The organism is Pseudomonas sp. GW823-FHT02E01, from assembly GCF_058797535.1.
Window position 1 is genome coordinate 469,349 of record NZ_JBXAJS010000002.1, and the last position, 20,214, is coordinate 489,562.

18 protein-coding genes are annotated in these 20,214 nt (G+C 61.5%); 14 read left to right on the plus strand and 4 right to left on the minus strand.

Annotated features, from left to right (window positions below):
- Positions 1–76: 76 nt before the first annotated feature.
- Entirely contained in the window at positions 77–751 is a 675-nt protein-coding gene (gene rpiA, locus AC1RDQ_RS05960) for a ribose-5-phosphate isomerase RpiA (RefSeq protein WP_046039153.1), read from the minus strand.
- 275 nt (positions 752–1,026) lie between these two features.
- On the opposite strand from rpiA, the gene ilvA reads away from it, so the two are divergent.
- Together ilvA and AC1RDQ_RS05970 are read left to right on the plus strand one after the other, a co-directional pair.
- On the plus strand, positions 1,027–2,541 hold the full coding sequence (ilvA, locus tag AC1RDQ_RS05965) for a threonine ammonia-lyase, biosynthetic (protein WP_057712867.1): 1,515 nt from the start codon (positions 1,027–1,029) through the stop codon (positions 2,539–2,541).
- Between the two features lie 40 nt (positions 2,542–2,581).
- Positions 2,582–3,007 (plus strand): DUF2269 domain-containing protein, encoded by a 426-nt coding sequence (locus tag AC1RDQ_RS05970; RefSeq protein ID WP_057712868.1) that lies wholly within the window; start codon positions 2,582–2,584, stop codon positions 3,005–3,007.
- A gap of 119 nt (positions 3,008–3,126) precedes the next feature.
- Here the strand turns inward: AC1RDQ_RS05970 and AC1RDQ_RS05975 are convergent, their stop codons facing one another.
- Positions 3,127–3,783: a histidinol-phosphatase gene (locus AC1RDQ_RS05975; RefSeq protein WP_150813768.1), complete on the minus strand. Its 657-nt coding sequence runs from the start codon at positions 3,781–3,783 to the stop codon at positions 3,127–3,129.
- A 143-nt stretch (positions 3,784–3,926) separates the two neighbouring features.
- Between AC1RDQ_RS05975 and AC1RDQ_RS05980 the strand changes: the two genes are divergently transcribed.
- Together AC1RDQ_RS05980 and ptsP are read left to right on the plus strand one after the other, a co-directional pair.
- Positions 3,927–4,406: an RNA pyrophosphohydrolase gene (locus AC1RDQ_RS05980; protein ID WP_053163553.1), complete on the plus strand. Its 480-nt coding sequence runs from the start codon at positions 3,927–3,929 to the stop codon at positions 4,404–4,406.
- A 22-nt stretch (positions 4,407–4,428) separates the two neighbouring features.
- A complete protein-coding gene (gene ptsP, locus AC1RDQ_RS05985; protein ID WP_057712870.1) occupies positions 4,429–6,708 on the plus strand; it encodes a phosphoenolpyruvate--protein phosphotransferase in 2,280 nt (759 codons plus the stop codon).
- 114 nt (positions 6,709–6,822) lie between these two features.
- Here the strand turns inward: ptsP and AC1RDQ_RS05990 are convergent, their stop codons facing one another.
- A complete protein-coding gene (locus AC1RDQ_RS05990) occupies positions 6,823–7,569 on the minus strand; it encodes an NRDE family protein (protein WP_218494675.1) in 747 nt (248 codons plus the stop codon).
- 133 nt (positions 7,570–7,702) lie between these two features.
- Between AC1RDQ_RS05990 and AC1RDQ_RS05995 the strand changes: the two genes are divergently transcribed.
- The 3 genes from AC1RDQ_RS05995 to AC1RDQ_RS06005 all read left to right on the plus strand — a co-directional run bounded on the left by AC1RDQ_RS05995 (position 7,703) and on the right by AC1RDQ_RS06005 (position 10,410).
- Positions 7,703–8,485, plus strand: a complete 783-nt coding sequence (locus tag AC1RDQ_RS05995) for a sulfite exporter TauE/SafE family protein (protein ID WP_057712872.1) — start codon at positions 7,703–7,705, stop codon at positions 8,483–8,485.
- A 97-nt stretch (positions 8,486–8,582) separates the two neighbouring features.
- Positions 8,583–9,389, plus strand: a complete 807-nt coding sequence (gene lgt / locus AC1RDQ_RS06000; protein ID WP_057712873.1) for a prolipoprotein diacylglyceryl transferase — start codon at positions 8,583–8,585, stop codon at positions 9,387–9,389.
- 49 nt (positions 9,390–9,438) lie between these two features.
- The gene (locus tag AC1RDQ_RS06005; RefSeq protein ID WP_492586713.1) at positions 9,439–10,410 is read left to right on the plus strand and encodes a thymidylate synthase; all 972 of its coding nucleotides are present in this window, start codon (positions 9,439–9,441) and stop codon (positions 10,408–10,410) included.
- Between the two features lie 123 nt (positions 10,411–10,533).
- Here AC1RDQ_RS06005 and cadR read toward each other — a convergent pair whose 3' ends face one another.
- Positions 10,534–10,983 carry a Cd(II)/Pb(II)-responsive transcriptional regulator gene (gene cadR, locus AC1RDQ_RS06010; RefSeq protein WP_057712875.1) on the minus strand — a complete coding sequence of 150 codons (450 nt, stop codon included), beginning with the start codon at positions 10,981–10,983 and terminating at the stop codon, positions 10,534–10,536.
- A 93-nt stretch (positions 10,984–11,076) separates the two neighbouring features.
- On the opposite strand from cadR, the gene AC1RDQ_RS06015 reads away from it, so the two are divergent.
- The 7 genes from AC1RDQ_RS06015 to AC1RDQ_RS06045 all read left to right on the plus strand — a co-directional run bounded on the left by AC1RDQ_RS06015 (position 11,077) and on the right by AC1RDQ_RS06045 (position 20,148).
- Positions 11,077–13,338: a heavy metal translocating P-type ATPase gene (locus AC1RDQ_RS06015; RefSeq protein WP_492586715.1), complete on the plus strand. Its 2,262-nt coding sequence runs from the start codon at positions 11,077–11,079 to the stop codon at positions 13,336–13,338.
- A gap of 16 nt (positions 13,339–13,354) precedes the next feature.
- On the plus strand, positions 13,355–14,218 hold the full coding sequence (locus AC1RDQ_RS06020) for a LysR family transcriptional regulator (protein WP_150815359.1): 864 nt from the start codon (positions 13,355–13,357) through the stop codon (positions 14,216–14,218).
- A gap of 251 nt (positions 14,219–14,469) precedes the next feature.
- Positions 14,470–15,546, plus strand: a complete 1,077-nt coding sequence (locus AC1RDQ_RS06025; protein ID WP_057712878.1) for a putative 2-aminoethylphosphonate ABC transporter ATP-binding protein — start codon at positions 14,470–14,472, stop codon at positions 15,544–15,546.
- On the plus strand, positions 15,546–17,270 hold the full coding sequence (locus tag AC1RDQ_RS06030; protein ID WP_492586717.1) for a putative 2-aminoethylphosphonate ABC transporter permease subunit: 1,725 nt from the start codon (positions 15,546–15,548) through the stop codon (positions 17,268–17,270). Before AC1RDQ_RS06025 ends, AC1RDQ_RS06030 begins: the two co-directional genes overlap by 1 nt.
- A gap of 38 nt (positions 17,271–17,308) precedes the next feature.
- Positions 17,309–18,334, plus strand: a complete 1,026-nt coding sequence (locus tag AC1RDQ_RS06035; protein WP_057712880.1) for a putative 2-aminoethylphosphonate ABC transporter substrate-binding protein — start codon at positions 17,309–17,311, stop codon at positions 18,332–18,334.
- Positions 18,335–18,451: 117 nt separating this feature from the next.
- Complete coding sequence (locus tag AC1RDQ_RS06040; RefSeq protein ID WP_492586718.1) at positions 18,452–19,585, plus strand: TIGR03364 family FAD-dependent oxidoreductase; 1,134 nt, start codon at positions 18,452–18,454, stop codon at positions 19,583–19,585.
- Positions 19,585–20,148, plus strand: a complete 564-nt coding sequence (locus AC1RDQ_RS06045; protein ID WP_057712882.1) for a phosphonate degradation HD-domain oxygenase — start codon at positions 19,585–19,587, stop codon at positions 20,146–20,148. The genes AC1RDQ_RS06040 and AC1RDQ_RS06045 overlap by 1 nt, the downstream gene beginning before the upstream one ends.
- Positions 20,149–20,214: the final 66 nt, after the last annotated feature.

The window sequence follows — 20,214 nt, forward strand, 5'->3', positions numbered from 1 at the left end:
TCGTCGGAACGCCGCCCGGAGCAAGCTCGCTCCCACAGGTTTTTCATCTGCCCACAAAAAGTGTGGGTGGTCCAGGTTACTCGGCGCGCAGGGTCTTCACGCCTTCGCTGGTCCCCAGCAACAACAGATCCGCCGGACGTGCCGCGAACAAACCGTTGGTGACCACGCCGACGATCGCATTGATCTGCGTCTCCAGCTCCACCGGATTGGTGATCTGCATGTTGAACACGTCGAGGATGATGTTGCCGTTGTCGGTCAGCACGCCTTCGCGGTAAACCGGGTCGCCGCCGAGCTTCACCAGCTCGCGGGCCACGTGGCTGCGGGCCATCGGGATCACTTCCACCGGCAACGGGAAAGTACCGAGGACCGGCACCAGTTTGCTGGCGTCGGCGATGCAGATGAAGGTCTTGGCCACGGCCGCGACAATCTTCTCGCGGGTCAGGGCAGCGCCGCCGCCCTTGATCAGGTTCAGGTGCTCGTCGCTTTCATCGGCGCCGTCGACGTAGAACTCCAGATCGCTGACGGTGTTCAGTTCGTACACCGGAATCCCGTGGCCCTTGAGGCGCGCGGCGGTGGCTTCGGAACTGGCGACGGCGCCGTCGAATGCGCCCTTGTGCTTGGCCAGCGCGTCGATGAAGCAGTTGGCGGTGGAGCCGGTGCCGACCCCGACGATGCTCTTGTCGTCGAGTTTCGGAAGGATGAAGTCGACGGCGGCCTGAGCCACTGCCTGTTTGAGTTGATCCTGGTTCATGCGGGCTCCGGGGTGCCTGGGAGGGGACGAAAGGCCGGCATTATAGGCTTCGGGGCGGGGAAGGTCATTGCCCGATTGGCAGATCAGGTGCGTTCCCGATTCCTGTAGGAGCGAGCTCGCTCGCGATGGACGTGAACGATAACGCGTAAAACCAGGTACCCCGCGGCGCCTTTGGGTTTCTCGCGAGCAAGCTCGCTCCTACAACAGGTGGTCGTACGGACAAAAGCCGGGTTAGACTCCTTGGTCCTGCCCAACCCGCTCAGTGATGCTTTCCGATGCTTGAACAGTACGTCAAAAAGATCCTCACCTCGCGCGTTTATGACGTTGCCGTAGAAACTCCGTTGCAGTCTGCCCGCCAGCTCTCCGAGCGGCTGGGCAACAGCATTTGGCTCAAGCGCGAAGACTTGCAGCCGGTGTTCTCGTTCAAGATTCGCGGCGCCTACAACAAGTTGACCCAGTTGAGCGACGAAGAACGCGCTCGCGGCGTGGTCACCGCGTCGGCGGGCAACCATGCACAAGGCCTGGCCCTGGCGGCGAAGGTGCTGGGTGTGAAAGCGACCATCGTCATGCCCAAGACCACCCCGGAGATCAAGGTCGAAGGCGTGCGCTCCCGCGGCGGCAAAGTGGTGCTGCACGGCGACTCGTTCCCGGAAGCCCTGGCCTACTCGCTGAAACTGGTCGACGAAAAAGGCTACGTCTACATTCACCCGTACGACGATCCCCACACCATTGCCGGGCAGGGCACCGTGGCGATGGAGATTCTGCGCCAGCACCCGCAGCCATTGGATGCGATTTTCGTCCCGGTGGGTGGCGGCGGCCTGATCGCCGGCATCGCGGCGTACGTGAAGTACCTGCGCCCGGACATCAAGATCATCGGCGTCGAACCGGATGACTCCAATTGCCTGCAAGCGGCCATGGCGGCCGGCGAGCGCGTGGTACTGCCGACCGTAGGCCTCTTCGCCGACGGTGTTGCGGTGGCCCAGATCGGTCAGCACACCTTTGACATCTGCAAAGACCATGTCGACGAAGTGATCACCGTCAGCACCGATGAAATCTGCGCCGCCATCAAGGATATCTACGACGATACCCGCTCGATCACCGAACCTGCCGGCGCCTTGGGCGTGGCCGGGATCAAGAAGTATGTCGAGCAACGCGGCGTCAGCGGCCAGACCTTCGTGGCCATCGACTCCGGGGCCAACGTCAACTTCGATCGCCTGCGCCACGTCGCCGAGCGTGCGGAGCTGGGCGAGGGCCGCGAAGCAATCATCGCCGTGACCATTCCCGAGAAACCGGGCAGCTTCAAGGCGTTCTGCGAGGCCATAGGCAAGCGCCAGATCACCGAATTCAACTACCGCTACAACACCGGCAGCGAAGCGCACATCTTTGTCGGCGTGCAGACCCACCCGGAAAACGACCCGCGCAGCGCGCTGATCGCCAGCCTGAGCGAGCAGGGTTTCCCGGTGCTGGACCTGACCGACAACGAACTGGCCAAGCTGCACATCCGTCACATGGTCGGCGGGCGTGCGGCGCATGTGGTCGATGAAGTGATCCTGCGTTTCGAATTCCCGGAGCGTCCGGGGGCGCTGTTCAACTTCCTCAACAAGCTGGGCGGGCGTTGGAACATCTCAATGTTCCACTACCGCAACCATGGCGCGGCGGATGGCCGAGTCGTCGCGGGCCTGCAGGTGCCCCACGACGAGCGCCACCTGGTGCCGGCGGCGCTGGAAGAAATCGGTTACCCGTACTGGGACGAAAGCGACAACCCGGCCTATCAGCTGTTTCTTGGCTGAACGGCTACGCTGACGGGCAAGGCAATAAGGAAATCTGACGATGGAAACGTTAACTGCTCTGAAAGCGGCGCACATGGTGGCAACAGTTGTACTGCTGGCTTGTGCGCTGGGGCTGGGAGTCTGGGTTTTGCTGGCGCGGCGCAAGGGTGACGCGACGGCGGGTAGTCGCACCTTGCAGCGGCCAAGGGTGTTTGTCTGGCTGCTGATGGGCCTGGCGCTACTGAGCATGCCGTTTACCGGCTGGTGGATGGTGCACCTGGTGGGCTGGCCGCTGGGGCAGACCTGGTTGCTGGCCTCCAGCGTGCTTTACACCGTGGCGGCGCTGGCGTGGTTCTGGCTGCTGGTGCGGCTCAACAAACTGCGCAAGACACCGGGTGGCGTGGGGAAATTCACCTTTGCCTTGGCGTTGTTCAGTTTTGTCTGCTTTGTTGCCATTGCCGGGTTGATGGGCGCGAAGCCTGTGTAGGAGCAGCCGGTCGACGCTCGATTGCTCGCGAAAAACTCAAGATCGCCGCGGGGCATCAGGTGCCCCGCGTTATCGTTAACGACCATCGCGAGCAAGCTCGCTCCTACAGTAAGGCGATATCAGCCGCGCAGGCTGATCACCGGCCAGCCACGCTTCTCGGCCTCGGCCCGCAGGTTCGGATCCGGATCGACCGCCACCGGATGGGTCACCTGCTCCAGCAACGGAAAATCATTCATCGAATCGCTATAGAAGTAGCTGTCTTCCAGCGTAAACCCGGTTTCCTCCAGCCAGCGATTCAAGCGCGTAACCTTGCCCTCGCGGAAGCACGGCACGTCGGTGCTGCGCCCGGTGTAGCGGCCGTCGACCATTTCGCATTCTGTGGCGATCAGGGTTTCGACCCCCAAGCGCTCGGCAATGGGGCCTGTGACGAAGCGGTTGGTCGCCGTGATGATCACCAGTTTGTCGCCGGCATCGCGGTGCTTCTTCAGCAGTTCAAGTCCCTTGGGCAGCACGATCGGTTCGATGCAGTCGCGCATGTAATCGCTGTGCCACTGATCCAGCGTGGCCATTTCGGTGCGGCCGAGTACTTCCAGGCAGAAGTTCAGGTAAGCAGCGTTATCCAGTTTGCCGGCCAGGTAATCCTGGTAGAACGCATCGTTGCGAGCCTTGTAGGCGACGGCGTCGAGAAAGCCGCGCTCGCACAGGTAATCGCCCCAGGCGTGATCGCTGTCACCGCCCAGAAGGGTGTTGTCCAAATCGAATAAAGCCAGGCGCATTGCAGTTACCCGCTGAAAAGTCAGTAAAAAGGCGACAAGAATACGGTCTTTTCACAAGAGTGCACATAAGGTAGGAACCTTCGTTGCCGCCTTCACAACCTTTGTGGAACAATGCGGCGACATGCGTTTGCGAGGTTGTTGCCGTGATCGACCCCGATGGTTTTCGCCCCAATGTCGGGATCATTCTGACGAATGACGCCGGCCAGGTGCTATGGGCTCGCCGAATCAATCAAGATGCCTGGCAGTTTCCGCAGGGGGGAATCAACCCCGAAGAGACGCCAGAAGACGCCTTGTACCGCGAGCTGAACGAAGAAGTGGGCCTTGAGCGCGAAGATGTTGAAATTCTCGCCTGCACCCGGGGCTGGTTGCGCTATCGTTTGCCGCAACGTCTGGTACGTACCCACAGCCAACCGCTGTGCATCGGCCAGAAACAGAAATGGTTTCTCCTGCGCCTGGTCTCCAACGAGCAGCGGGTGCGGATGGATTTGACCGGTAAACCGGAATTCGATGGCTGGCGCTGGGTCAGCTATTGGTATCCGTTGGGCCAGGTGGTGACATTCAAGCGCGAGGTGTATCGACGCGCTCTCAAAGAGCTTGCCCCGCGCCTTTTAGCGCGCGACTGACGACGGAGTTCGACCCCGAGCCATGCTCAATACGCTGCGCAAGATCGTCCAGGAAGTTAACTCCGCCAAGGATCTCAAGGCGGCGTTGGGGATTATTGTGTTGCGCGTCAAAGAGGCCATGGGCAGCCAGGTCTGCTCGGTCTACCTGCTTGATCCGGAGACCAACCGGTTCGTACTGATGGCCACCGAGGGCTTGAACAAGCGCTCGATCGGCAAGGTCAGCATGGCCCCCAACGAAGGTCTGGTGGGTCTGGTCGGCACGCGTGAAGAACCCCTGAACCTCGAAAACGCCGCGGACCACCCGCGCTATCGCTACTTCGCCGAAACCGGTGAAGAGCGTTTCGCTTCGTTCCTCGGGGCACCGATCATCCACCACCGTCGCGTCGTCGGTGTGTTGGTCATCCAGCAAAAAGAGCGTCGCCAGTTCGATGAAGGGGAAGAAGCCTTCCTCGTGACCATGAGCGCACAGTTGGCCGGCGTTATCGCCCATGCCGAGGCCACAGGCTCCATCCGTGGCCTGGGTCGTCAGGGCAAGGGCATCCAGGAAGCCAAGTTCGTCGGTGTGCCGGGCTCGCCGGGTGCCGCGGTCGGTACTGCGGTGGTCATGCTGCCGCCCGCTGACCTGGACGTGGTGCCGGACAAGACCATCACCGACATCGACGCTGAACTGGGGCTGTTCAAGACCGCCATCGAGGGCGTGCGCGCCGACATGCGCACCTTGTCCGCCAAGCTTGCCACGCAGTTGCGCCCGGAAGAGCGGGCCTTGTTCGACGTCTACCTGATGATGCTCGACGATGCTGCGCTGGGCAGCGAAGTGACCACCGTGATCAAGACCGGCCAGTGGGCCCAGGGTGCGTTGCGCCAGGTGGTCACCGATCACGTCAACCGTTTCGAATTGATGGACGACGCTTACCTGCGCGAGCGTGCATCCGACGTCAAGGATCTCGGCCGTCGCCTGCTGGCTTATTTGCAGGAAGAGCGCCAGCAAACCCTGGTCTACCCCGACAACACCATTCTGGTCAGCGAAGAACTGACGCCGGCGATGCTCGGCGAGGTGCCGGAAGGCAAGCTGGCCGGCCTGGTGTCGGTACTCGGTTCCGGTAACTCCCACGTCGCGATCCTGGCCCGCGCCATGGGCATCCCGACCGTGATGGGCCTGGTCGACCTGCCGTACTCCAAGGTCGACGGCATCCAGATGATCGTCGACGGCTACCACGGCGAGGTCTACACCAACCCGAGTGAAGTGCTGCGCAAGCAGTTCGCCGAGGTGGTCGAGGAAGAGAAACAACTGGCCCTGGGGCTGGATGCGCTGCGCGATCTGCCGTGCGTGACGGTCGATGGCCACCGCATGCCGCTGTGGGTCAACACCGGCCTTCTGGCGGATGTGGCGCGTGCGCAGAAGCGTGGTGCCGAAGGCGTGGGCCTGTACCGCACCGAAGTGCCGTTCATGATCAACCAGCGTTTCCCGAGCGAAAAGGAACAACTGGCGATCTACCGCGAGCAACTGTCTGCGTTTCACCCGCAACCCGTCACCATGCGTACCCTGGACATCGGCGGCGACAAGTCACTGTCGTACTTCCCGATCAAGGAAGATAACCCGTTCCTCGGCTGGCGCGGCATTCGCGTCACCCTCGACCACCCGGAAATCTTCCTGGTGCAGACCCGTGCCATGCTCAAGGCCAGCGAAGGCCTGAACAACTTGCGGATTCTGCTGCCGATGATCTCCGGCACCCATGAATTGGAAGAAGCGCTGCACCTGATCCACCGCGCCTGGGGCGAAGTACGCGACGAAGGCTGCGACGTGCCGATGCCGCCGATTGGCGTGATGATCGAGATTCCGGCGGCGGTGTACCAGACCAAAGAACTGGCGCGGCAAGTGGATTTCCTGTCGGTCGGTTCCAACGACCTGACCCAGTACCTGCTGGCCGTGGACCGCAACAACCCGCGAGTGGCCGACCTCTACGATTACCTGCACCCGGCGGTGCTTCAGGCGCTGCAGAACGTGGTGCGTGATGCCCACGCCGAAGGCAAGCCAGTGAGTATCTGCGGTGAAATGGCCGGTGATCCGGCGGCGGCGGTGCTGTTGATGGCGATGGGGTTCGACAGCCTGTCGATGAACGCCACCAACTTGCCGAAAGTGAAGTGGATGCTGCGCCAGATCAACCTGAGCAAGGCCAGGGAATTGCTGGCTGAGCTCATGACCATTGATAACCCGCAAGTGATTCACAGCTCGTTGCAGCTGGCGCTGAAGAACCTCGGGTTGGCGCGGATGATCAATCCGGCAGCAATCAAGCCCCTCTAGAGCTGCGGCGCCCCATTCGCGAGCAAGCTCGCTCCCACACTGGATCTGTAAACGCCGCAAATCCCCTGTGGGAGCGAGCTTGCTCGCGATGAGGCCTGTGCTGGCAACACAAGACTAAAGCCTGATCTCCACTTCCCCAAGATGCCCGCCATACGGCCCGAAACTCCTTTCGACCATATGCAGCGCCCCATCCGCCTGCACAATCAACGCCGTACTCGCCCGCGTTCCATAACTCTGGCTGGCAATGAACACGCTCGACAACAGCGTTTCGGTGACCAGCCCCACTCCGGTATCCGGCAACTCGGCAAACGGCGCGGTCTGCGCATCGCTCAATAACGCCAGCAGCGCCTGAGGCTGCGGATCATCCAGCACCTCGCTCAATGCAGCCTTGGCCTTGAGCAGCTTCGGCCACGGTGTATCCAGCCCGGCGTTCGACACGCCGTAGACTCCCGGTTGCAGCATTACGGCTTCCGATTCCCGGGCGTTGAAGTGCCAGAGCTCGTTCCTGTTGCCAACCAGTAGATTGAAACCGCCATATTCAGGCGAACGTCTGACAACGTCGGCCAAATAGTCATCAATCGAGCAATCGCCCTCGAGGAATCGCGCGACCAGCTCCCCACGAGACTTGCGTCCCGGCGGTCGATGGGGATCGCGGATGTTGGTCAGCGCCGCAAATCGTCCGTTGGCACCGACACCGAGCCAGGTGCCACCGGCCTCGAGGTCGCGCCCGGCATGCACATGCGGCGCTTCGGGCCATGGCGCCAGGGGCAGGCTGGGGCGGGCGTAGAATTCATCGCGATTGGCCGCCACGACCAGCGGCTGGGCATGACCCGGTCGCCAGGCAAAAACAATCAGGCACATCAGGCTGTCCTTGTGTGTTTTTTGCTCACTCTACGCAGACATCGCTCATCGATCCATCGCCTTGCGCAGTGGAGCTTGAGGCCATGCATCCGTTACCATGCCGCTCCGGTTTTGGGGATGCGGGCGGGACGACATGGAATTTCTGCTCTATCTGGCGCTCGGCGCCTGTGCAGGTGTACTCGCCGGGCTGTTTGGCGTGGGCGGCGGGATCATCATCGTCCCGGTGCTGGTGTTCAGCTTCAAGGCCCAAGGGTTCGATCCGTCGATCCTCACGCACCTGGCGGTGGGTACCTCCCTGGCGACGATCATCTTTACCTCGGTCAACGCGGTACGCGAGCATCATCGCCGTGGCGCCGTGCGTTGGCCGATCTTCATGTGGATGACCGTCGGCATTCTGGTCGGTGCCGGGTTTGGCGCGCTGACGGCCGAAGCGATTTCCGGCCCCAACCTGCAGAAGCTCATTGGTGTTTTCGCCCTGGTGATCGCCGCGCAGCTGGCGCTTGAGGTCAAACCCAAGGCCAGCCGAACGGTGCCGGGCAAACTCGGTCTGACCGTGGCCGGCAGCGTGATTGGCTGGGCTTCGGCGATTTTCGGCATTGGCGGCGGTTCGTTGACCGTGCCATTCCTGACCTGGCGCAGTGTGCCGATGCAGCAAGCCGTGGCCACTTCATCGGCCTGCGGTCTGCCGATTGCCCTGGCCAGTGCATTAAGTTTCATGATTCTGGGCTGGCACGATCCGTTGCTCCCGGCCCATAGTCTCGGTTTCATTTATTTGCCGGCGTTGCTGGGCGTTGCCCTGACCAGCATGGTGTTCGCCCGCTTGGGCGCGCGATTGGCCCACAGGTTGTCGCCGAGGTTGCTGAAACGGCTGTTTGCCGCTTTGCTGTTCTGCGTTGGCCTGAACTTTCTAGTCTGAAGCATCTGCTCTGACGGGCAGCGCAATCCTGGCTTAATCCTGAGGTGGCAGCGTCGCCCGGGAATTTTTAAGATTTGAACTCTAACGAGGAGTCGCAATGCTGCCTTACCCGCAGATCGACCCGGTGGCCCTGGCCATCGGTCCGCTGAAAATCCACTGGTACGGTCTGATGTACCTGATCGGCATCGGCGGCGCCTGGCTGCTGGCCTCCCGCCGGTTGAACCGCTTCGACCCGACCTGGACCAAGGAAAAACTCTCCGACATGGTGTTCTGGATGTCGATGGGGGTGATTGTCGGCGGGCGCTTGGGTTATGTGCTGTTCTACGATCTGGGCGCCTATCTGGCCAACCCGACGCTGATCTTCGAAGTGTGGAAGGGCGGTATGTCGTTCCACGGCGGTTTCATCGGCGTGATGCTGGCGGCATTGTGGTTCGGCAAGAAGAACAACAAGTCGTTCTTCCAGCTGATGGATTTTGTTGCGCCGATGGTGCCGATTGGCCTGGGCGCCGGGCGTATCGGCAACTTCATCAACGCCGAGTTGTGGGGCAAGGCAACCGACGTGCCGTGGGCGATGGTCTTTCCGACCGATCCGGCGCAACTGGCGCGTCATCCGTCGCAGCTGTACCAGTTCGCCCTCGAAGGCGTGGCACTGTTCCTGATCCTGTGGCTGTTCTCGCGCAAGCCGCGGCCGACCATGGCGGTATCGGGGATGTTCGCGCTGTTCTATGGCATCTTCCGTTTCATCGTCGAGTTCGTCCGCGTACCGGACGCCCAGTTGGGCTATCTCGCCTGGAACTGGCTGACCATGGGGCAGGTACTGTGCGTGCCGATGATCGTCGGCGGGCTGTTCCTGATCTGGCTGGCGTATCACCGCGCCCCGGCGACTCCAGCGGCGGCCGTATAAAATTCGAACCCCGCAGCGATGGTTGCGGGTTCAAGGACACAGGTAATTCATGAAGCAATATCTCGAACTGGTCGCCCACGTCATCAAGAACGGCACCAAACAGGCCAACCGTACCGGCGTGAACACCATCAGTTTTCCCGGTGCGATGCTGCGTTATGACCTGCAGGAAGGATTCCCGGCGATCACCACGCGCAAGATGGCCTTCAAATCCGCCATCGGCGAAATGTGCGGATTCCTGCGTGGCGTAAATAACGCTGCCGAATTCCGCGCCCTGGGCTGCAAGGTCTGGGACCAGAACGCCAACGAAAACGCCCAGTGGCTGGCCAACCCGTTCCGTCAGGGCGAAGACGACCTCGGCGAAATCTACGGCGTGCAATGGCGCAAATGGCCGGCGTACAAGCAGATTCCGCTCAGCAACCCGGCTGCCATCGAGCAGACCCTGAATCAGGGTTATCGCCAGATTGCCGAAGGCGAGGAAGATGGTCAGGCCTACGCGGTGCTGTACAAGGCCATCGACCAGGTTCGCCAGTGCGTCGATACCATCATCAAGGACCCGGGCAGCCGCCGCATCCTGTTCCACGGCTGGAACTGCGCCCAGCTCGATGAAATGGCCCTGCCGCCGTGCCACTTGCTGTACCAGTTCCACCCGAATGTCGAGACCAGGGAGATTTCCCTGACCCTCTACATCCGCTCCAACGACCTGGGCCTGGGCACGCCGTTCAACCTCACCGAAGGCGCTGCGCTACTGAGCCTGATCGGTCGCCTGACCGGCTACACGCCGCGCTGGTTCACTTATTTCATCGGTGATGCCCACGTCTACGAAAACCACCTGGACATGCTCAACGAACAGCTCAAGCGCGAGCCGTTCCCGATGCCGAAACTGGTGATTTCCGACCGTGTGCCGGAGTTTGCCAAGACGGGTGTTTATCAGCCGGAATGGCTGGAGCTGGTGGAACCGGGCGATTTTTCGCTAGAAGGCTACGAACACCACGCGCCGATGACCGCGCCGATGGCGGTCTGAAAAAACACCACCGACCCTGTGGGAGCGAGCTTGCTCGCGATAGCGGTGTATCAGTCGACATCCATGTTGGCTGAACAGACGCCATCGCGAGCAAGCTCGCTCCCACAGGGTTTTGTGTTGTTTCTAGTGGCCGTGACTACGGCCCACATGGGAATGCTCCACCTCCGTCGCCACCACCCCGCCGCTCACTTCCAGCCGCTGCAAAATCCCGCATTGATCGATACTTGGCCCTTCGCCGCAGCGTTGGCGCAGGTCGAGCAGTTGCGTCTGCAAGGCCAGCAAGCCGTCGATCCGCGCCTTTACATGGTGGATGTGTTCGTCAATCAGCGCGTTGACGCTTTCGCACTGATCCTGCGGACTGTCGCGAAACGCCAGCAGGCTGCGGATTTCTTCGAGCGTCATGTCGAGGGTGCGACAGTTGCGGATGAAGGTCAGGCGCTCGGCGTGGGCCTGGGTATAGACGCGATAATTGCCGTCACTGCGGGCCGGTTCCGGCAGAAGGTTCTCGCGCTCGTAGTAGCGGATCGTTTCCACGGCGCAGTCCGTGAGTTTCGCCAACTCTCCAATTTTCATGACGCCAATCTCCAAAACTCCAGAAAGGGTGCTTGACCCTATAGTGGCTACAGGGTCTTTACTTGGCAACAGGCACTCTTATGGACGCAACCAATGAGCGATTCCCTGCACTCCCACAAACCCGGGGCTGAGCACGAGCACAGCCACAAGCTCAAGCCCGTGCAAAAACATGGCCACGGCGGTCACGGCGACGCCTGCTGCTCATCTAAAGCGGCAGCGCCTGCGCTGGTAAAACTGAGCGAATCGCCGACGCCCGGAGCCCGACTGAGCAGTTTCCGCATCGAGGCAATGGACTGTCCAACTGAACAGACGCTGATTCAGAACAAGCTAAGCAAACTGACCGGCGTGCAGCAGCTTGAGTTCAATCTGATTAATCGGGTGCTCGGCGTAACCCACGATTTGCCCGGTATCGAGCCGATCGTCGAGGCCATCAAATCCTTGGGCATGCAGGCCGAGCCGATGGACCAGGGTGATGAAACCCCGGCGCCCGCGCCCCGGAAAAAGCCGTGGTGGCCCCTGGCACTGTCCGGTGTTGGTGCATTGCTGGCAGAAGTTATCCACTTCACCGGTTTCGCGCCGAACTGGGTGGTGGCGGTTATCGCGCTGGTCTCGATTCTCAGTGGTGGCCTCGGTACTTACAAAAAAGGCTGGATCGCCCTTAAAAACCGCAATCTGAACATCAACGCGCTGATGAGCATTGCCGTGACCGGCGCGGTGCTGATCGGCCAGTGGCCGGAAGCGGCGATGGTGATGTTCCTGTTCACCGTGGCCGAGTTGATCGAAGCCAGGTCCCTTGACCGAGCGCGCAATGCCATCAGCGGTTTGATGCAAATGACGCCGGACACGGCAACGGTGTTGCAGGCTGACGGGAGCTGGCTTGAGCAGGATGTCAAAAACATTGGGCTCGGCGCGCGGGTGCGGGTGCGCCCCGGCGAGCGTATCGGCCTGGACGGCGAAGTGCTGTCCGGTCGCTCGACCATCGATCAGGCGCCAATCACCGGTGAAAGCCTGCCGGTGGAAAAAACCGTCGGCGACAAAATCTTCGCCGGCACCATCAATCAGGCCGGGTCCCTGGAGTACGAGGTGACCGCCGCGGCGGATAACTCGACCCTGGCTCGCATCATCCACGCCGTCGAGCAGGCCCAGGGCGCGCGGGCGCCGACCCAGCGTTTCGTCGACAGTTTCTCGAAAATCTACACCCCGGCAGTGTTCGTCCTGGCCCTGGCCGTGGCGGTGATCCCGCCATTGTTCATGGGCGAGTTGTGGTTCGATTGGATCTACCGGGCGCTGGTGCTGCTGGTGGTGGCCTGCCCGTGTGCGCTGGTGATCTCCACGCCGGTGACCATCGTCAGCGGCCTCGCGGCGGCGGCGCGTAAAGGCATTTTGGTCAAGGGTGGCGTTTATCTGGAGGGCGGTTACAAGCTCGACTACCTGGCCCTGGACAAGACCGGCACCATCACCCACGGCAAACCGGTGCAGACCGATTACCTGTCGCTGGACCCGACCGCCGACGACTCGGCGCCCGCCATTGCCGCCGCGCTGGCCGGGCGCTCGGATCACCCGGTTTCCCTGGCCATCGCCAAGGCGGCTGTGGATAAACAGACCGCGACGCTGATTGTGGATAACTTCGAAGCGCTGGGCGGGCGCGGGGTGCGTGGCGAGATCAACGGCCAGCTCTACCATCTGGGCAACCATCGTCTTGTGGAGGATCTGGGCCTGTGTTCGCCAGCGCTGGAAGAAAAGCTGTTTGCCCTGGAAAAGCAGGGCAAGTCGGTGGTGCTGCTGCTTGATTCGTCCGGCCCGTTGGCGCTGTTTGCCGTGGCGGACACGGTAAAAGAGTCCAGCCGCGAAGCGATCCGGCAACTGCATGACCTGGGTATCAAAACCTTGATGCTCACGGGCGATAACGTCCACACCGCGCAGGCCATTGCAGCACAAGTCGGCATCGACGAGGCCAAGGGCGACCTGTTGCCGGGGGACAAATTGCAGGCTATCGAAACTCTCTATGCTCAAGGGCATCGGGTCGGCATGGTCGGCGACGGCATCAATGATGCGCCTGCACTGGCACGTTCCGAAATCGGCTTCGCCATGGCCGCTGCGGGCACCGATACCGCGATCGAAACCGCCGATGTCGCCCTGATGGACGACGATCTGCGCAAAGTTCCGGCATTCATTCGCCTGTCCCGGCAGACTTCGAGCATCCTCAAACAGAACATCGCCCTGGCTTTGGTCATCAAGGCGATCTTTCTTGGGGTAACCTTTGCCGGGATCGCTACCATGTGGATGGCAGTGTTCGCCGATATGGGCGTGAGTTTGCTGGTGGTGTTCAACGGTTTGCGCCTGCTGCGCAAGTAAAGGATGAGGGACGGTTGTGCTGAGTGCCGAGCTGAAGGCGTTTTACATGGTGGCCCGCCTGGGCAGCATTACCCAGGCTGCCAAAAAGCTCGGCCTGAGCCAACCGACAGTGACGACGCAGATCCGCAACCTCGAAAGTCAGTACTCGGTCGAGCTGTTCTATCGCGGCGGCCGGCGTCTCAGCGTCAGTGAGGAGGGCGCGCGGCTGCTGCCGATGGTCAAGGTGCTGATGCAGCAAGAAGCCGACATCGAGTTTTTCCTGCGTAACTGCGGCCAGGTCCAGGGCACGTTGCGTATTGCCGCCACGGCGCCGTATTACATCCTCGACCTGGTGAAAACGTTCCGCGAGCGCCTGCCGCAGGTGGAGGTGTCGGTGGAAATCGGTAACTCCCAACAAGTGCTCGAAGCATTGGAGGATTACCGTGTCGATGTCGCCGCCTCTTCGCAGTTACTGGAGGATGCGCGGTTGATTCGCCGGGTACTCGGCAGCGATCCGCTGGTGCTGGCGGTGCATCGCAATCATCCGCTGGCGGTCCATGATCACGTACCGCTCGGTGCCTTGGCCGGGCATACCCTGCTGATGCGTGAACCGGGCTCGACCACCCGTCGCCTGACCGAAGAGTTGCTGGCCAGTGCCGGGGTGTGTTTCGGCCCACTGCTGGAGATCGGCAGCCGCGAATCGATCCGCGAAGCAGTGCTGCGCAACATCGGCATCAGCATCATTGCCCGTCAGGAAGTGCCCCATGATCCGCAATTGCGGGTGCTGACCATCGAGAATGCGCCGCAGATTCCCGAATACCTGTATTGCCTCAAGGAGCGTAAAAACGCGCGGCTGCCGGCGGCGTTTCTGGGGTTGGCGCAGGAAATGTCCCCGGCCTGAATTCTGTGGTGCCTGTACCGACCTCATCGCGAGCAAGCTCGCTCCCACAGGGTTTTTTGGTGTTCACACAATCTGTGTTTCACCTCAAACCCACTGTGGGAGCGAGCTTGCTCGCGATGAGGCCAGTTCAGGCAACACAAGACTTGAACCAAAATCCTTGAATACCACTATCGGCAGTTTTTGCCTTACTGCCACATGACGGACTCATTACAACTCTAGGATGGCCCCCATCTGCTCGATGAGGTCCGTCCATGAACAACTCGATCGCAACTGCCCTGACCAACCCCGGCGCACCGATGAAAGTGCGCGGTGTACAGAAGCGTTTTGGCGCCTTCACCGCGCTGGACAACGTGTCCCTCGATGTGGCGGCCGGTGAGCTGGTGTGTCTGCTGGGGCCGTCGGGCTGTGGCAAGACCACCTTGCTGCGCTGCATCGCCGGTCTGGAGAAACAGGACAGCGGCGAGTTGTACCTGGGCGATCGCGACGTTTCCCACCTGGCGCCCCAAGCGCGGGACTACGGCATTCTGTTCCAGTCCTACGCGTTGTTTCCCAATCTCACCGTCGAAGCGAACATTGCCTACGGCCTCGCCGGCAGCGGTCGTGACGAAGTGCGCCGTCGAGTCGGCCAGATGCTGGAACTGGTCGGCCTGGGCGGCAGCGAGAAAAAGTATCCCGGCCAGTTGTCTGGCGGCCAGCAGCAGCGGGTTGCACTGGCTCGCGCCCTGGCCCCGGCACCTTCGCTATTGCTGCTGGACGAACCGATGTCGGCCCTCGATGCCCGGGTGCGCGAGCATCTGTGTACCGAACTGCGCCAACTGCAACGCAACCTCGGCATCACTACCCTGATGGTCACCCATAATCAGGACGAGGCCATGCTGATGGCCGACCGTATCGCCGTGATGAACAACGGCAAGGTCGAGCAGTACGCCACGCCGCAGGAAATCTACAACCGCCCGGCCACGCCATTCGTGGCGGAGTTCGTCGGCCAGGGTAACTGGCTACCCTTCCAGCGCAACAGCGACAGCCACGCCCAGGTCGGCGGGATGAACATGCGTCTGGCCGAAGGCAGCGCCAAGTCCGCGTCGGGCCGTTTGTTCTGCCGGCCGGAAGCGATCAACGTCAACCCGCTGGTGCACGAGGAAAACCTGTTCCCGGCCAAGGTTCGTGAAATCACCTTCCTCGGCAATCGCTGCCGCATGAGCTTCGAGCTCGATCAGTTGCCGGGGCACCCGCTGTTGGCGGAGTTGGCGCCAGAAGCCATGCCGCGCCTTGGTGCCCAGCAGATCATGGTCGCCTTGCCGCCGCGTAGCCTGCAGGTGTTTGCCTGATGAGCGCGAACATCGCGCTGCCGCTGCCGCACAAGCAGGTTCGGCAGACCACCCGCGCCGAGATCGGTGACCGGTTGTTCGTGATCGGCGGCAAAGTCCTCATGCTGGTGTTGTTGGGCGTTGCCGTATTGATGCCGTTGCTGGCGATTCTCTGGCGCGGTTTCAGCGCCGAGGCCGGGCAGGGCGGTGGCTGGGTCGCAGCGAAAGAGCTGGTGACCAGCGAGAACTTCCACTGGTTGCTCGGTAACAGCCTGAAGGTTTCCCTCAGTGTCGCGGCCATTGTCGTACCGCTGGCCTACCTGTTTGCCTACGCGCTGCAACGAACCTTGATTCCCGCCAAAGGCATTTGGCGTGGCATTTCCCTGCTGCCATTGATGGCGCCCTCGATGTTGCCCGGCATCGCGCTGGTTTATCTGTTCGGCAACCAGGGCATGCTGCGTGGCCTGCTCTCGGACAACATCTACGGCTTCTGGGGCATTGTGCTTGGTGAAGTCATCTACACCTTCCCGCACGCCTTGATGATTCTTCTGTCGGCCCTGTCCCTGGCCGATGCGCGACTGTTCGATGCCGCCTCCAGCATGGGTGCGAGTCCTGCAAAAGCCTTCCGCAGCATCACCTGGCCGGCGACCCGTCAGGCCGTGTTCGCCGCATTCTGTCTGGTGTTCACCCTGACCATCACTGACTTCGGCGTACCAGTGGTTGTCGGTGGCGACTATCAAGTGTTGGCGCTGGAGGCCTACAAGGCGGTGGTCGGCCAGCAACAGTTCGGTCGTGGCGCGTTGATCGGCATGGTGTTGCTGCTACCGGCGCTGTTCAGCTTCGGGGTCGATGCCTGGTTGCGTCGGCGTCACGGTGATTCCATGAGCGGTCGTGCCCAGGTGTTCAAACCCGCGCCGTCGAAGCTGCGCGACAGCTGCTACCTGGCTATCGTCCTGCTGATCTGCGCCACGTTGCTGCTGGTGTTCGGCATGGCGGTGTTCTCGTCCCTGGTGAAGTTCTGGCCGTACAACCTGTCGCTGTCGCTCAACCATTATCAGTTCAACGAAACCGCCGGCGGTGGCTGGCTGGCCTACGGCAACAGCCTGAAGATGGCCTTGGGCACGGCGTTGATCGGCAGCCTGCTGATCTTCACCGGCGCCTACCTGATGGAAAAAACCAAGGGTCAGCGCGGCCTGAACTTGACCCTGCGCATGCTCAGTTTCGTGCCGATGGCGGTGCCAGGCCTGGTGCTTGGGTTGGGCTACGTCTTCTTCTTCAACCTCACCGGCAACCCGCTGCATGTGCTCTACGGGACCATGACACTGTTGATTGTTTGCACCATTGCTCACTATTTGACCACCGCACAAATGACCGCCACCACCGCGCTGCGTCAACTCGATGCCGAGTTTGAAGCCGCCGCGCTGTCGCTCAAGACGCCGCTGTACCGCCACTACCTGCGCGTCACCGTGCCGATCTGCCTGCCGGCGCTACTGGACATCGTGCGCTACCTGTTCGTCTCGGCCATGACCACCGTCTCGGCGGCGATCTTCCTCTACAGCCCCGACACCATCCTCGCGGCAGTGGCGGTGCTGAACATGGATGACGCCGGCAACGTCGGCGGTGCAGCGGCGATGTCGACCCTGATCCTGATTACCTCGGCGGGCGTGTCCCTGCTGCTGGCCTGGGCCTCGCGCGGTTTGCTGCGCCGCTCCCAGGCCTGGCGGCAGACCACACCCGGTCATTGAATCTGCACAACCCCTCAACTCAAAAACAGGAAAAGATCATGTTCAAGCCTATGGCCCTGGCCGCTGCTGTCCTCACCGCTTTCAGCCTGAATGCCTTTGCGGCGAAAACCGAGTTGACGGTGTACACCGCTCTCGAAGCCGAACAACTGAAGACCTACAAGCAAGCGTTCGAAAAGGCCAACCCGGACGTCGAAATCAAATGGGTGCGTGATTCCACCGGCATCATCACCGCCAAACTGCTGGCCGAAAAAGCCCGTCCGCAGGCTGACGCCGTGTGGGGCCTGGCCGCTTCGAGCCTGGCGATTCTCGATCAGCAAGGCATGCTGCAAAGCTACGCACCGAAAGACCTGGGCAAGATCGGCGCCAACTACCGCGACGCGGCCAACCCACCAGCCTGGGTCGGCATGGACGTGTGGGCCGCGACCATTTGCTTCAACACCGTCGAAGCCGAAAAGCAGGGCCTGACCAAGCCCGTGAGCTGGCAGGACCTGACCAAGCCTGAGTACAAAGGCAAGATCGTCATGCCAAACCCGGCCTCGTCCGGCACCGGTTTCCTCGACGTCAGCGCCTGGCTGCAGACCTTCGGCGAGAAGCAGGGCTGGGCCTACATGGACGGCCTGCACCAGAACATCGGCCAGTACGTTCACTCCGGCTCCAAGCCTTGCAAACTGGCGGCGGCTGGTGAATTCCCGATCGGTATTTCCTTCGAGTACCCGGCTGTTCAACTGAAACGCCAGGGCGCACCGCTGGACATCATCCTGCCGAAGGAAGGCCTGGGTTGGGAGATCGAAGCGACTGCCGTGATCAAGGGCACTGCCCACGAAGAGGCGGCGAAGAAACTGGCTGACTTCTCGGCCAGCCCTGAGGCGATGGAGCTCTACAAGGAAAACTTCGCCGTGCTCGCCCAGCCTGGCATCGCCAAGCCACAGACCGAACTGCCGGCCGACTACGAACAACGCCTGATCAAGAACGACTTCGCCTGGGCCTCGAAGAACCGCGACGAGATCCTGACCGAGTGGCGCAAGCGCTATGACGGCAAGTCCGAGAAAGTGGCGGCCAAGTAAGATCTTTATCGGCTGAAAGGGCCTCATCGCGAGCAAGCTCGCTCCCACAGGAGTACGCATTCCAATGTGGGAGCGGGCTTGCTCGCGAAAGCGGTTTCAAATTCAGGACAAGACCCCATGACACAACACAACGACATGCTGATCGTCGGCGCCGGCATCCTGGGCTTGTCCCACGCGTATGCCGCCGCCAAGCGCGGTCTCAAGGTCACGGTTTTCGAGCGCAGCGAAACGCCCCTCGGCGCTTCGGTGCGCAACTTCGGCCAGGCACTGGTCACCGGCCAGCCGCCGGGGCCGATGCTGGAACTGGCCCGCGCCAGTCGCGGAATCTGGGGTGATTGGGCCCAGCTCGCCGGCCTGCAACTCAAGCGCAATGGCTCTTACCTGTTCGCCCGCACCGAGGCGGAAGAACAGCTGCTGCAAGCCTTTTGCGACGGCCGCGCGGTGGAGCACGGTTACCGTGTCGACCTGTTGCGCGGTGCCGCATTGCGCGATTTGTACGACGGTCAGTTCCGCCATCACCGCGCTGCGTTGCATGGCATGGACGATCAGCAGTTGTATTCCCGCGAAGCGATTCCGGCGCTGATCGATTTCCTGCGCCGCGACCTGGGGGTCAAGTTTCACTTCTCCACCCTGGTGCGCGATATCGAGCCGGGTCGCCTGCACAGCACCGCCGGCAGCTTCAGTGCCGAGCAGATCATTGTCTGCTCCGGCCACGATTATCAGACGTTACTGGCCGAACAGATCGCTGAGCTCGAGCCGCAAATCTGCCGCCTGCAAATGCTCCGCGCCCGACCGCAAATCCACCTCAACCTGCAACACGCGTTGCTCACCGGTTTGAGTTGCGTGCACTACGACGCCTTCGCCGACTTGCCGGAGGCCGCGGCGGTGCAGGCAGACATTCTGCGGCACACGCCGCACCTGCACGAAAACGGCATCCACCTGCTGATCAGCCCGACGCCCTATGGCGAGTTGATCATTGGCGATTCGCACCATTACGGCAGCGATCCGTCGCCCTTCAATGCCGAGCAGGTCGATGACTGGATGATCGAGCTGGCCGAGCAAACTCTGGGCTGCAAGGTGCAGGTGGTCGAACGCTGGCAGGGGGTCTATGGTTCACGGGGGCCGGGACCGTTTTCGTTCCTGCGCCCGGCAAAAGGCCTGAGCGTGGCGTTGATGCACACCGGTGTCGGCATGAGCGTCGGGCCGGCGATGGCTGAACGAAACATCGCAGCTGTGTTGGGGGAAATCTGATGGGGCGCAATGAACAAGTCGTCGCCGAAGTATTCAGTCTGTACGAGCGTTTTGGCGACAGCGATTACATCGGTGAACCGGTTTCGCAGATCGAGCACATGTCCCAGGCGGCGGAACTGGCCATGGCCGAAGGCTTCGACGATGAAGTGGTGCTGGCGGCGTTCTTTCATGACATCGGGCATATCTGTGGCGAAAGCGCGGAGAACATGGGCGGCTTCGGCGTTGTCAGCCATGAGCGTCTGGGCGCGGATTATCTGCGCCGTGCCGGCTTCAGCGAGCGTATGGCTCGGCTGGTCGAATACCACGTGCAGGCCAAGCGTTACCTGACGCTCAAGGAGGCGGGATACTACGAGCGCTTGAGTGAAGCCAGTCGCCGAACCCTGGAATATCAGGGCGGGGTGATGACGGTTGAAGAGGCTGAGATCTTTGAAAAGGATCCGCTGTGCGCGGTCAGTTTGCGCATGCGACAGTGGGATGAGTTGGCCAAGGAGATGAACGTGCCGCTTCTCGATCTCGATATTCTGAAGCGCAAGGCTTTAGGCCTTTTGCCCAAGGCGGCTTGAACGACAAGTGTTGCTGAAACCCCCTACAAGATGAAGAGACTATTCGCGCAGAACGTTTCAGCGGGA